The organism is Leisingera sp. McT4-56 (genome assembly GCF_020514995.1).
GTDB classification, from domain to species: domain Bacteria; phylum Pseudomonadota; class Alphaproteobacteria; order Rhodobacterales; family Rhodobacteraceae; genus Leisingera; species Leisingera aquaemixtae_A.
Genome location: NZ_JAJALF010000006.1, coordinates 16,620 through 29,580, shown reverse-complemented (window position 1 = coordinate 29,580; position 12,961 = coordinate 16,620). Strand labels below are relative to the sequence as shown.

Here is a 12,961-nt window from a genome sequence, read left to right as displayed (position 1 = left end):
TCCGTTCCCCTTCGCTGGGCGCGCCCCATGGCAATGCTGGCGGCATTGACCCTTGCTGCGTCCTGCGGCCTGCCGAAAGTCGGCCCCAGCAAGAGCCAGATCTTTGCCGGTTCGGTGCAGCGCGAAGGCGATGCCTTCATCGTTTCGGTCAATGACCGCGTCGCCCGGGCAACCGCAGTGGTTCCCGCGCTTGGCTTTGCCTCCAGCTTCACCTCTGCGGGCAAGCTGACCTCAGACACCATCCGCCCCGGCGACGTGCTGGGCCTGACCGTCTGGGAAAACGTCGATGACGGCCTGCTGGCCGCCGAGACCTCCAACTCCACCGTGCTGGAAGAGGTGCAGGTCGACAGCGCCGGCTATATTTTCGTGCCCTACGCCGGCCGCCTGCGCGCCTCCGGCAACACGCCGGAGCAGCTGCGCGAGACCATCACCAGCAAGCTCGAAGACCAGACCCCCGACCCGCAGGTGCAAGTGCGCCGCCTGGCTGGCGATGGGGCCACCGTCAGCCTGACCGGCTCCGTGGGCGCCCAGGGCATCTACCCGATCGAACGCCCGACCCGAACCCTGTCCGCAATGCTGGCCCAGGCCGGCGGCGTGACGATCCAGCCTGAGATCGCCCAGGTCACCGTGATCCGCGGCAGCCAGAAGGGCAAGATCTGGTTCCAGGACCTGTTTGACCATCCAGAATTGGACGTCGCCCTGCGCGGCGGCGACCGCATTCTGGTGGAGGAGGACACCCGGTCCTTCACCGCTCTCGGCGCGACCTCTGCCCAGGCGCGGGTGCCGTTCGAAAGCCAGGACCTTTCGGCACTGGAAGCCATTGCCCAGGTGGGCGGGCTGATCTCCACCGCCGCAGACCCGACCGGCGTGTTCGTGCTGCGCAACGAGCCGGCCGAGATTGCCAACCAGGTGCTGGGCCGCAATGACCTGATCGGCGCCCAGCGCATGGTCTATGTGCTGAACCTGACGCAGCCGAACGGGCTGTTCATGGCCCGCGACTTTGTGATCCGCGACGACGACACGCTTTACGTCACCGAAGCGCCCTATGCCCAGTGGACCAAGACCATCTCGCTGCTTCTGGCGCCGGTGGGATCGCTGGCCAGTACCTCTACCGCAATCAGCGGCAGCTAAACAGAATGAGCCTGAATGCAGGCCGCCACGAAGCCGGGAGCACTGCATCCCGGCTTTTTGTTTACAACGGCGGTTTTCTGACCCAGCGCCGGGTGCGGCGGATCCTGGAATTGTCCGGCCACAACATCCGCTTGGGGCTGCCGCAGGCAGACGACCTGGTCGGCATCTGGGGGGCCTCCCCCACCGCCCACCGCGGCCTTGCGGTGGCGGAAAAGCGCGGCTGCGGGCTGCTGCGGGTGGAGGACGCGTTTCTGCGCTCGCTGCACCCCGGCCGCGCGGGCGAGCCGCCGATAGGGCTGCTGCTGGATCGGGCGGGGGTGCATTTCGATGCCGCCGTGCCTTCGGATCTGGAGCAATTGCTGGCCGGCCATCCGCTCGACGACGCCCACTTGATGCAGCGGGCGCGCGACGCCATCACCCGCCTGAAAGAGGCGCATCTCAGCAAGTACAACGCGTTTGATCCTGAAACACCGGTGCCGGCGCCCGGCTATGTTCTGGTCGCGGATCAGGCGCGGGACGATGCCTCTGTCACCGCCTCGCGCGCGGACCGGGCACGGTTTCTGGAGATGCTGGCCTTTGCACAGGAGGAGCATCCCGGCGCCCGCGTTCTGATCAAGACCCACCCTGAGACGCTGCGCGGCTACCGGGCGGGATACTACGATACCGGTGATGCGCAGGGACGGGTTGAACTGTTCACCGGCACTGTCTCTCCCTGGATGCTGCTGGAGGGCGCAGTCGGGGTCTATACCGTCTCCTCGCAGCTGGGGTTCGAAGCGATCCTGGCCGGCCACAAGCCGCGGGTGTTCGGACAGCCGTTCTATGCGGGCTGGGGATTGAGCATCGACGATGCCGCCCCGCCCCGGCGCCAGCGGCAGCTGACACGGGCGCAGCTGTTTGCGGCCGCGATGATCCTCTATCCGAAATGGTACAACCCGTTCCGGGATGAGCTGTGCAGCTTGGAAACGGTGCTGGACAATCTGGAAGCTAAGGCACGGGCCTGGCGGCAGGACCATCGCGGCTGGGCGGCCTCAGGCATGCGGATGTGGAAGCGCAAGCCGCTGCAGAAATTCTTTGGCTCGGAAAAACGGATTCAGTTCACCGAAGATCCTGCCAAGGCGCAGGCCGGCGGGCGCAACCGGATGGTCTGGGCAGGCAAGGCAGCAGACGTCCATGCCGGTGCGGTGCGGGTGGAGGACGGGTTCCTGCGCTCGCGCGGGCTGGGGGCGCAGCTGGTGCCGCCGCTGTCATTGGTCACCGACCGGCGCGGGATCTACTACGATCCGCGCCAGCCCTCGGACCTTGATGCGCTGATTGCAAGCCGCACGGAACTGACCCAGGCGCAGGCGCTGCGGGCCGAACGATTGGTGCAATCCCTGGTCCGGGACCATGTGTCGAAATATAATCTCGGCGGCGCCATTCCTGCCTTGCCTGAGGGCCGCCGAATCCTGGTGCCGGGCCAGGTGGAGGATGATGCCTCGATCCTCTGCGGTGCTGGAACGGTCCGGACCAATCTGGATCTCCTGCGCACGGCGCGGGAAGCCAACCCGGACGCGGTGATCATCTACAAACCGCATCCAGACGTGGAGGCAGGCCTGCGGGCCGGGCGCATCGAAGCCGAAGGAGTGGCGGATGCGGTTGCGGCCCATGCGGATCCGATGGCCCTGCTGGAGAATGTGCAGGAAGTCTGGACGATGACCTCTCTGCTGGGGTTCGAGGCGCTGCTGCGCGGGGTCAAAGTCACGACGCTCGGCACACCTTTCTACGCGGGCTGGGGGCTGACCCGGGATCTGGCGCCAGCGCCGTCCTGGCGGCAGGCGCAGGTGCCGCTTCTGGGCCTCGCCCATGCCGCCCTGATCGACTACCCGCGCTATTTCGACCCGGTCACCAGACTACCCTGCCCTGCAGAGGTAGCGGTGATGCGGCTGCGCGAGGGCCGCCTGCCGCATCCGGGCCTTGGCAACCGGATGCTGTCAAAGCTGCAGGGGCTGTTCGCCACCTACGCCCGCCTCTGGCGCTGACGTGCGCCCGGCTGATCCCTGGAGACATTACCGGGTTCAGCGCAGCGCGCGGGTCCAGCGGTGCAGGATGTCCTTGCCGACAGCGCGGGTCTCGACCAGTTCGAAGCGCGGCGCCTCCTCCAGGCGGCCGACGCCCAGCGCACCAATCGACGGCAGCCCTTCGGCCCCAATGCCCAGACCGGCGGTGAAGCCGATCAGCTCGTCGACCAGATCAAACGCCAGAAGCGAAGCCGCCAAGGCGCTGCCGCCCTCGCAGAACACCCGGGTAAGCCCCGCCTGCCCCAGCTGCTGCAGCACGTCTCCAGCATCAAGCTGAACCCCGTGCGACGCGCAGGGGATCAGCCTGGCGCCCAGGCCTTCCCAGGCCTGAAGGCGCTCATGGTCGGCACCGTGGCCGTGGCACAGCCAGACCGGCACCTCCCGGGCGGTACGGGCCAGCTGCCCCATCAGCGGCAGGTCCAGATGGCGAGAGATCACCACCCGCACGGGCTGCCGCTCCACCCCCAGATCACGCACCGTCAGCGAGGGGTCATCCGCCCGTGCGGTGCCGCCGCCGACCATCACCGCGTCATGGCGGGCGCGCATCGCGTGCACGGCGCGGCGCGCCTCCGGCCCGGTGATCCATTTGCTGCGCCCCGATCCGGTGGCGATGCGGCCGTCAAAGCTGCTGGCCAGCTTCAGCGTCACCAGCGGGCGGCCCTGTTCAGTCTTGAGAAAGAACCCGGCATGGTCGCGTGCCGCCTGGGCGCCCCAGACGCCGGTGTCCACCCTGATGCCCGCCTCACGCAGCATCCGGATCCCGTGGCCGGAAACCCGCGGATCGCTGTCGCCGATCGCGACGACAACCCGCGCCACCCCGGCATCGATCAGAGCCTGGGCGCAGGGCGGTGTTTCGCCCTGATGGGCACAAGGCTCCAGTGTGACATAGGCCGTGGCGCCGCGGGCGGCTTCTCCGGCCTGCGCCAATGCTTCGGTTTCGGCGTGCGGACGTCCGCCCGGCTTGGTCCAGCCGCGGCCGACCATGCGGCCGCCCTGCACGATGACGCAGCCAACAGCCGGGTTCGGCCAGCAATTGCCCTGCCCGCGCCGTCCCAGCGACAGCGCCAGCGCCATGAAACGGTGGTCTGTGTCCATTATTCTTCCGGCGCCACCGGCGGGCGCAGCTCGTGAACGAAATCCTCGAAATCATCCGCCGCCTGGAAGTTCTTGTACACGCTGGCAAAGCGCACATAGGCTACGGTGTCGATCCGGGCCAGCGCCTCCATCACGATCTCGCCTATCTTCTTGGACGGGATGTCGGTTTCGCCCATGCTTTCCAGCCGCCGCACGATGCCGGAAATCATCTGATCGATGCGCTCCGGCTCAATCGGGCGTTTCTGCATCGAAATGCGGATCGAGCGCTCCAGCTTGTCGCGGTCGAAATCCTCGCGCTTGCCATTGGACTTGATCACCACCAGATCGCGCAGCTGCACCCGTTCGTAGGTGGTGAAACGGCCGCCGCAGGCCGGGCAGAACCGGCGCCGCCGGATCGAAACATGATCCTCGGCAGGGCGTGAATCCTTGACCTGAGTGTCGATATTTCCGCAAAATGGGCAGCGCATCCGCCTGCTCCCTCAATCCTGTCAGCCTGTTTATTGTGCCGGTATTTCCCCGGTTATCCACAACTATAGGCCACCCTCCAGAATTTGGGTAGGGGGGAATTACCGCCGCTAGATAAAGAGGTTCAGACCAGGTGTCCGGCCACCCGCCGCTGATGCGGCGCATCGCGGTGCTCGAACAGAAAAATGCCCTGCCAGGTCCCCAGAACCGGCGCGCCGCGGCGGACCGGAATGGACAGGCTGACCGGCATCATCGCCGCCTTAATGTGCGCTGGCATATCGTCGGGCCCCTCGTAGGTGTGGCGCAAGTAGGCCATCGAAAGATCGGATGAGGGCGGCACCAGACGGGTGAAGAACGCGCGCAGGTCGCTTTGCACTTCGGGGTCGGCATTCTCTTGGATCAGCAGGGAACAGGACGTATGGCGGACAAACAGGGTCAGCAGCCCGTCCTGCAAGCCGCTGTCCGCCACCCAGGCCCGCACATCGCGGGTGAATTCATAAAGCCCCTGCCCGCGGGTCGGGATGGTGAAGTCGTGATGCATGAAGTCTTTCTGGCTGAAACCCCCGGCTCAGGCAACCCGCGCCCTCAGCCGCCGCTCCTATGGCAGAAAACGGTCGCGCCCGGGCAGCCGGTCGTAGCAGTAGTTCTGCGCAGAAGTCACCCGCAGGCTGTCGCCCGCCTCGCGCACATTCAGCGACAGGCTGCCGGAGCGGTCAGGCACCCCAGGCGGCAGGCCAAAGGCAAATTGCACCGCCTTGCGCCCGGGCCGGTTCACTGACGGCCCCTCGCCGCGCCAGACGTAGATCCGCTGGTTCGCGGGCGCCCGCAGTTGGCGGATGGCAAAATCGGCAATGCTGCACCAGTAATCCTGCGCGCCGGACCGGCTCCGGGCCACCACCTCCCAAACGCCTTCGGACACCGGCAGCACCTCATTCCGGTTTATCGAACGCCACGCGGATGCAGGCACCGGAACGGACAGAACCAGTGCCAGCACGCCCGGCAGCCACAGTTTCTTGCTGGTCATCTCAACCTCCATCTCGCTGTTCCGGGAAGGCCGCGGACCTGAATGAATTCACGGCCGCCCGAACGGCACAAAGCAATAATCAAAAGCTCTCTGAACACTCATTGTATCACCAGCTTGCAGGCTGTTAACAGACCCGTATCCGCCGGTTGGGGCGGCTGCGGCCAGATTTGCATCCAGCGTGAACTGGACCGCTGAGCGGCGGCCGGTTGTTTCGCTGGGCCCCAGCCCGCGGGAGATGTGCAATTTGGCGCTCCAGGGCACCCGGAGCACGCGTTGGGCGTAATCCGCAGCCCCGCACCAGAACAGTATCCCATTGCCAGCCCCGGGGATGACTTCGAAAATACCGTCAGACACCGGATTGACGCGGATGCTGTGTCGGCTGGCTTTGGCGTCCAGGCTTGCCGGGAAGGCCATCATCAGCGACGTGGCAGCGATTGCAGCGGCGGCAACAGGTTTCATGGCAGCTCCCTTCGACGAACGGGGCACAGACCGGTGCCCCCGCTTCTAGGATAGGGAGAATTGACACACGGGCCACTCACACTGCCGTGCGGCGGCGCCATTGTGCATGGCAGCAAGGTGGCGGCTGTCGCAGAAAGAGCTGCGGCATCTGGAAAGCAGCCCCTATTCAAAAGCTTAAGCCGGTCTCAAGATGCCTGCCCCTGCCCGGCATCCGGCGGAGAAAAGTGTTCAGAAGCATTTGCGGCAGCCGGTTTCGCACCGCGGCCGGCCTGCAGTAACACCTTGCCGTGGCCGTTTGTGAACGCCCTGAATCGGCTGTGCCGCCCGCTGGCTGCCAACTAAAGCGGCGACGCTTGCGAGCAGTAGCCATAGCCCTGCTGCACCGACAAACTGTCGCCGGGACGGAAGCCCAGAGACAGCCAGCCGATCCTGGACGGCACCCCTGCACGGTCCGGATAGAGGGTGAATTGCACCGAGGAGCGGCGCCCGGTTGTGACGCTGACATCGCGGCCGCGCACAACGTAGTAACGGTCCGTCCAGTTTGCGCCCAGCACGCGGCGGGCGTATTCGGCAGCAGCGCACCAGTATTCCCAAGTGCCGCCGGAACGGCCCGGCACCACCTCGTAGACAATGTCATTGACTGGCAGCACGCGCACGCCGCGGTTCGCGATAAAGGTATCAGCTGCCGCCGGCAAGGCAGTGGCACAGGCCAGGGCGGCGGCGGTAACGAGGTTTCTCATCCGGAAATATCCCTTTGCTGAAGTCAGCATAGGGAGTAGCGCAACAGCCTCAAGAGGTGTTCGCGGCCCCGCCCCCGGCCTCTCGCAAATGTGTGCGGTGCCGGGTTCAGGCGCGGGCAGGAAACGGAATGATCTCGGCGCTTTCCCCTTGGCTGCCCAGCACTTCTTCCAGAATGGCCAGCACTGCCGCGTCAGGCGCGGTTCCGGTGTCAGGGTGAAACTGCGCCCGGGCCTGGCAGCGCAGCATGTCCCTGGTGCGGTGGCGGCTCATCTGCTTCAGCGCATCCCCTTGCCCAGCCATTGCCTCGACCATGAAGCGGTTGGCACGCGTCAGGTCGTTCAGCTCTTCGAGTTTCTGTGCCAGCGCATCCAGCGCCCGGTTCAGATCGGCTTCTGCGGACATCTTCTTCCCCCCGGAAGTTCCATGCGGATACGGAAAACCTACGGTTCACCGCGCGGGCAGGCAACGACAGGGTTAGCAAATGGTTAACGCTTCAGGTTCAGCTCCGGCAGCGCGATATGGCCGCTGTAGCGCACCAGCAGGCCGATGCGCGGCAGGCTGGCAGAGATGTCAAAACCCAGGTGCCCCTGCGGGGTCTCGAACTCCATCGCCGCGCTGACGGGGCACAGCGCGCGCGGCAGCGGCAGCCCGAACAGGCGGGCCTTTTCGACCGTGACCAGCAGCGCCCCCTGCTGCACCCTGGCCGAAAGCTCCAGCTCGACCGGCCCGAAGCGTTCCACCGCCCTGCCCCGGCGCGGATCAAATCGCAGGTGGGACCGGGTCTGATGCCTGCCGAAGCAGCGACGCCAGACGTGGCCCTTGCCCTGCTGCGCGACGTCGAGGCGGAAACGGGTCTGCGCCATCGGCGGCGGGAAGCCCGCCAGCCCGGCCAGCAGCCGCGCCCAGCGGTTGCCGCCGCCTTCAACCCTGACCACACCAAGGCTGCGCGCCGGAGGCGCGGTATGAAACCGCATCAAGGCCGGCGGCACCTGCAGCCTATGCGCGGCTATGATCTCGCCAAAGGCATCCCTCATGCGCCATAGCCCCCGCAGGCAAAGCGGGCGCGGACCTCCGGGCCGGGGATCATGCAGCGGTCATGGCGCCCGAACAGGCGGTAACGGTTGCGGGCGATGCTGAAGTAGAACGCATCCTTGAGCTTGCGCGGCAGAAACCGGCACAGCGACAGCACCGGCCAGGGCCACGGCAGCGCCCGCATCGCCGCGGCAAAGGCATCAAGGCGCTGATAGGCGCGGCCATCGGCGATCACCAGGTTGGTCTCGAAGTCATCCGCAGGCAGCCCCAAGTCACGGTACAGCCGCTGCCCCAGCGGCGATTGCGCGGTGGCAAATGCAAACCGCCCCGCCCGGTCATGGCGCAGCATGAAGCGGAAGAAGCCGGAACACAGCACGCATTCGCCGTCGAAGACGATGAGGTTGTCAATTGTTAGCCGGGTGCTCTCCACCGTTTACTGTCTCTTTCAGAAAGTTGCCTATTCGACATCAACCGTGTTCCAATCAAACGCCAAAACACGCGCCTGCTCAGCTCTCAAACCGGGCCAACTACCGTACTTTTCCAAAGCCTTCGGCGATGGTTTCATTTCCCCTGACTTCAAACTTTTCTGATCTATAACAACAGTTGCAATGTCAGGAAGTTTCTCCTTTTCACAGATCGCCCGCACCAGATCTAAGGGAGCCCCCAGCAATCTATGCTCCCCCTGACGCCCAATCATCTCTGCCAAGTCTCCGTATGTGACAAAAACCTTGTCACTTGATTGCCGCAGCTTGACGTATTTATTGAAAATTCGATTTGCCCAATACTCGTTTGACGCCATTGGTTCCTCACAAATGAAAAGGCGCCCCGCGGGGCGCCTTCAACTTTACTGATCCAGGAAGCTGCGCAGCTTGCGGCTGCGGCTGGGGTGCTTCAGTTTCCTTAGCGCCTTCGCCTCGATCTGGCGGATCCGTTCGCGGGTCACGCTGAACTGCTGGCCGACCTCTTCCAGGGTGTGGTCGGTGTTCATGCCGATGCCGAAACGCATCCGCAGAACCCGCTCCTCGCGCGGGGTGAGCGAGGCCAGAACCCGGGTGGTGGTTTCCTTGAGGTTCTCCTGAATGGCGCTATCCAAGGGCAGCACGGCATTCTTGTCCTCGATGAAATCGCCCAGCTGCGAATCTTCCTCGTCGCCGATCGGGGTTTCGAGAGAGATAGGCTCCTTGGCGATCTTCATCACCTTGCGGACCTTCTCCAGCGGCATCTGCAGCTTGTCGGCCAGTTCTTCCGGGGTCGGCTCGCGACCGATCTCGTGCAGCATCTGGCGGCCGGTGCGGACCAGCTTGTTGATGGTCTCGATCATGTGGACCGGGATCCGGATGGTGCGGGCCTGGTCGGCAATCGAACGGGTGATGGCCTGGCGGATCCACCAGGTCGCATAGGTCGAGAACTTGTAGCCGCGGCGGTATTCGAACTTGTCCACCGCCTTCATCAGGCCAATGTTGCCCTCCTGGATCAGGTCCAGGAACTGCAGGCCGCGGTTGGTGTATTTCTTGGCGATGGAGATCACCAGGCGAAGGTTGGCCTCGACCATTTCCTTCTTGGCCTGGCGGGCTTCCTTCTCACCCTTTTGGACCTGCTGCACGATGCGGCGGAATTCGGAGATGTCCAGACCGACATACTGGCCCACCTGGGCCATGTCGGCGCGCAGTTCCTCGACCTTGTCAGTGGAGCGTTCGATGAACATCTGCCAGCCGCGGCCCGGCTTCTCGCCCATGTCGGACAGCCAGTTCGGGTCCAGTTCGCGGCCGCGGTAGGCGTCCACGAACTCGCGGCGGTTGATGCGGGCCTGGTCGGCCAGCTTCACCATCGAGCTGTCGATCTGCATGACGCGGCGGTTGATGCCATAAAGCTGGTCGATCAGCGCTTCGATACGGTTGTTGTGCAGGTGCAGGCCGTTCACCAGCTCAACGATTTCCGAGCGCAGCGACTGATAGCGCGCCTCGTCATCAGTGCTGAAAGAGCCGTCCTCGTTCAGAGTTGCCGAAATCCGGCTGTCCTGCATTTCGCTAAGCTCGGCGAAGTCGGTGGAGATCCGCTCCAGCGTGACCAGCACCCGGTCCTTGAGCGCGGCCTCCATCGCGGCCAGCGACATGTTGGCCTGATCGTCCTCGTCGTCATCATCATCGCTGGCAATCGGGTTGCCGTCGGCGTCCAGCTCCGGGCCTTCTTCCTTGGCCGGCTTGGATGCTGCCACGGCGGAGGTGTCGACAACCGGCTCCTCTTCGCCGTCCTCATCCAGCTGGTTGCCGAAGGTGGCCTCCAGGTCGATGACGTCGCGCAGCAGGATGTCCTCGGACAGGAGTTCGTCGTGCCAGATGGTGATCGCCTGGAAGGTCAGCGGGCTTTCACACAGGCCGGCAATCATGGTGTTGCGGCCCGCCTCGATGCGTTTCGCAATCGCGATCTCGCCTTCGCGGCTCAAAAGCTCGACCGAGCCCATTTCGCGCAGGTACATGCGCACCGGGTCGTCGGTGCGGTCCAGCTTTTCGGTCTGGGCGCCGGCCAGGGCAACCTCGCGCGGGCCTTCGGTGGTCACAAGGTCGGTGGTGCCCTTGTTCTCTTCTTCCTCGGCCTCTTCGTCCTCGATGATGTTGATGCCCATCTCGCTGAGCATCGACATCACGTCTTCGATCTGTTCCGAGCTGACCTGATCCGGCGGCAGAACCTGATTGAGCTGATCGTAGGTGATGTAGCCTTTCTCGCGGGCTTCCGCGATCATCTTCTTGACCTGAGCCTGGCTCATATCAAGGGAGATTTCGGCGTCCTGATCGTCAGGTTTGCGGTCGTCGGTGTCTTTGGCGGCCATTCATTGCTCCTACTCAGGGGCTGCGGGGCGGTTCGAATCACGCGAATCATTAGCGCGATCATCCGATTCGTCACCCCGTTTACCCAATTTTCCTGTGCTCTTCCTTAGCAAAACGCAGAATCACCCTGCGCGTCACTTCTCGGAAAAGCCGATCCGGTCCAAAAGGGCACCGAAGGCATCGCGCTCATCCCGGTTGAGCCGCGCGCCATTCTTGCCCACGTCATATGTCGCCTTGTCCTCATTTTCGCTGCGCACGGCCTTGTTCTTGGCCTCTGCTGCCTGCCGCAGCCGCCAGGTCAGCGCCTCATCCGCAAGGCCGTGCAAATCCTCTTCGGCTTCTGCCAGTTCCGCATCCAGCCCGCGCCGCGCTTCGAGTTTTGCGAGCTCTTCCGCCAGGGTCATGCTGGCCAGTTCGGTGTCGCCGGGTTTGCGCAGGCAGGGGATGATTGCAACGTGGCGAAGGGCAAAGAGGTTTTCAAGGGCATGCGGGCCCAAAGACCAGTCGATTTCCTCGCGCAGCCGCTCCGGCGCGTCGATGCCGTGGCGCAGCACCATGTCGCGCAGCGCTGCCAGGTCCGGGTCGGCGCATTGCAGGCGCTCCAGGCTGGTCTCGAATTCCGGGATCACTTCCGGCGTGGTGATGGCTGTCGCCAGGATCACCGCTTCGCGCATGGCGGCAAAGGATTCATCATCGGCGCCTGCCACCAGCGAGGCGCGGGTGGTTGCCCGCGGCTGCGGGATCGCGCCAAAGCCCTTTCCTGGCTTCCAGGGCGCGCGGGCGCCGTCGCGGAAGCCGCCGCCCTTGCCGCCGCGCTGCGGAAAACCGCCCTCGCTGCCGCCCCGGCTGCCGCGGAACAGCTGCCAGCGCATTTCCTTGACGTCCTCGCCGTAGTGCTTGCGGATAGAAGGATCGCGGATCAGCTTGATCTTTTCCCGCAAGCTTTTGTCGAGCGCGGCCTTGCGCTCGGGGCTGTCAAAGACCTTGCCCTCGGTTTCGCGCTGCCACAGCAGCTTGACCATCGGCATCGCCTGATCCAGCACCGCCTGCACCGCTTCCGGCCCTTCGCTGCGGATCATGTCGTCCGGGTCCTTGCCTTCCGGCATGATGGCAAATCGCAGCGACTTGCCCGCCTCCAGCAGGGGCAGCGCCAGATCAATGAGCCGCATGGCGGCGCGAATGCCTGCAGTGTCACCATCCAGCGCGATGATCGGCTCATCCGACATGCGCCACAGCATCTGCAGCTGGTTTTCAGTGATCGCGGTGCCGAGCGGCGCCACGGAGGACTGGAAACCGCCCTCCGACAGCGCAATCACATCCATGTAGCCTTCGGCGACAACCAGCGTGGAGCCGCGCCCGGAGGCCGCCCGCGCCGGCCCGTGATTGTAAAGGCTGCGGCCCTTGTCGAACAGCTCGGTCTCAGGCGAGTTCAGGTATTTGGCGTTGTCATTGGGGTCCATCGCCCGGCCGCCAAAGGCAATTGCACGGCCGCGCGCATCGCGGATCGGGAACATGATCCGGTTGCGGAAGGTGTCATAGGGCTTGCCGCCCTTATTCGACGGCTTGGCCAGCCCCGCGCCGATGATCAAATCCTCGGGCACGTTCTTGCCGCGCAAAGCGTCCCACAGGTTCTGCCAGCCGTCAGGGGCAAAGCCGATTTCCCAGCGGTCCAGCGCCTGCGCCGTCATGCCCCGCCGCTGCAGATAGGCGCGGGCGTCCTGGGCGGCATTGGTTTTCAGCTGCAGGCGGAAGAACTGCACCGCCTGCTCCATGACTTCTGCCAGCAGCGTCCGGCGGTCCTGTTTCTCTTGCGCACGCGGATCGCGCTTGGGCATCTCCATGCCCGCCTCATTCGCCAGGATCTCCACCGCCTCCATGAAACCGACGTTCTCGGTTTCCTGGACAAACTTCAGCGCATCGCCCTTGGCGTGGCAGCCGAAGCAGTAATAGAAGCCCTTGCGGTCCTCGACGTGAAACGAAGCGGTCTTTTCGTGGTGGAAGGGGCACGGTCCCCAGTAGTCGCCCTTGCCCGGCTGCGACTTGCGCTGGTCCCACATGACCTTGCGCCCGACAACATCAGATATGCTGATGCGGGTGCGCAGTTCATCCAGAAAGCCGGGCGGCAGGGACAT

General features: G+C 64.6%; 14 protein-coding genes. 2 read left to right on the top strand and 12 right to left on the bottom strand.

Annotated features, from left to right (window positions below):
• Positions 1-33: 33 nt before the first annotated feature.
• Positions 34-1,131, top strand: coding sequence for a polysaccharide biosynthesis/export family protein (locus LHL23_RS09145; protein ID WP_261397249.1), 1,098 nt, complete (start codon positions 34-36; stop codon positions 1,129-1,131).
• A gap of 5 nt (positions 1,132-1,136) precedes the next feature.
• Positions 1,137-3,149, top strand: a complete 2,013-nt coding sequence (locus LHL23_RS09140; protein WP_226429622.1) for a capsular polysaccharide biosynthesis protein — start codon at positions 1,137-1,139, stop codon at positions 3,147-3,149.
• Between the two features lie 36 nt (positions 3,150-3,185).
• Here the strand turns inward: LHL23_RS09140 and ribD are convergent, their stop codons facing one another.
• From ribD to dnaG, 12 genes are all read right to left on the bottom strand, one after another.
• Positions 3,186-4,283, bottom strand: coding sequence for a bifunctional diaminohydroxyphosphoribosylaminopyrimidine deaminase/5-amino-6-(5-phosphoribosylamino)uracil reductase RibD (ribD, locus tag LHL23_RS09135; RefSeq protein WP_226429621.1), 1,098 nt, complete (start codon positions 4,281-4,283; stop codon positions 3,186-3,188).
• Positions 4,283-4,750, bottom strand: a complete 468-nt coding sequence (gene nrdR, locus LHL23_RS09130; protein ID WP_027236911.1) for a transcriptional regulator NrdR — start codon at positions 4,748-4,750, stop codon at positions 4,283-4,285. The genes ribD and nrdR overlap by 1 nt, the downstream gene beginning before the upstream one ends.
• Positions 4,751-4,872: 122 nt before the next feature.
• A complete protein-coding gene (locus LHL23_RS09125; RefSeq protein ID WP_226429620.1) occupies positions 4,873-5,289 on the bottom strand; it encodes a secondary thiamine-phosphate synthase enzyme YjbQ in 417 nt (138 codons plus the stop codon).
• A 57-nt stretch (positions 5,290-5,346) separates the two neighbouring features.
• Complete coding sequence (locus LHL23_RS09120) at positions 5,347-5,772, bottom strand: hypothetical protein (protein ID WP_222480890.1); 426 nt, start codon at positions 5,770-5,772, stop codon at positions 5,347-5,349.
• Between the two features lie 48 nt (positions 5,773-5,820).
• Entirely contained in the window at positions 5,821-6,231 is a 411-nt protein-coding gene (locus tag LHL23_RS09115) for a hypothetical protein (protein WP_226429619.1), read from the bottom strand.
• A gap of 338 nt (positions 6,232-6,569) precedes the next feature.
• Positions 6,570-6,971: a hypothetical protein gene (locus LHL23_RS09110; RefSeq protein ID WP_222480885.1), complete on the bottom strand. Its 402-nt coding sequence runs from the start codon at positions 6,969-6,971 to the stop codon at positions 6,570-6,572.
• Positions 6,972-7,077: 106 nt separating this feature from the next.
• On the bottom strand, positions 7,078-7,374 hold the full coding sequence (locus LHL23_RS09105) for a hypothetical protein (RefSeq protein ID WP_226429618.1): 297 nt from the start codon (positions 7,372-7,374) through the stop codon (positions 7,078-7,080).
• An 83-nt stretch (positions 7,375-7,457) separates the two neighbouring features.
• The gene (locus LHL23_RS09100; RefSeq protein WP_226429617.1) at positions 7,458-7,946 is read right to left on the bottom strand and encodes a DUF4166 domain-containing protein; all 489 of its coding nucleotides are present in this window, start codon (positions 7,944-7,946) and stop codon (positions 7,458-7,460) included.
• 56 nt (positions 7,947-8,002) lie between these two features.
• Entirely contained in the window at positions 8,003-8,434 is a 432-nt protein-coding gene (locus LHL23_RS09095) for a thiol-disulfide oxidoreductase DCC family protein (RefSeq protein ID WP_226429616.1), read from the bottom strand.
• 27 nt (positions 8,435-8,461) lie between these two features.
• Positions 8,462-8,803, bottom strand: coding sequence for a hypothetical protein (locus LHL23_RS09090; RefSeq protein ID WP_226429615.1), 342 nt, complete (start codon positions 8,801-8,803; stop codon positions 8,462-8,464).
• A gap of 45 nt (positions 8,804-8,848) precedes the next feature.
• Positions 8,849-10,831 (bottom strand): RNA polymerase sigma factor RpoD, encoded by a 1,983-nt coding sequence (gene rpoD / locus LHL23_RS09085; RefSeq protein WP_222480876.1) that lies wholly within the window; start codon positions 10,829-10,831, stop codon positions 8,849-8,851.
• Positions 10,832-10,963: 132 nt separating this feature from the next.
• Positions 10,964-12,961, bottom strand: coding sequence for a DNA primase (gene dnaG, locus LHL23_RS09080; RefSeq protein ID WP_226429614.1), 1,998 nt, complete (start codon positions 12,959-12,961; stop codon positions 10,964-10,966).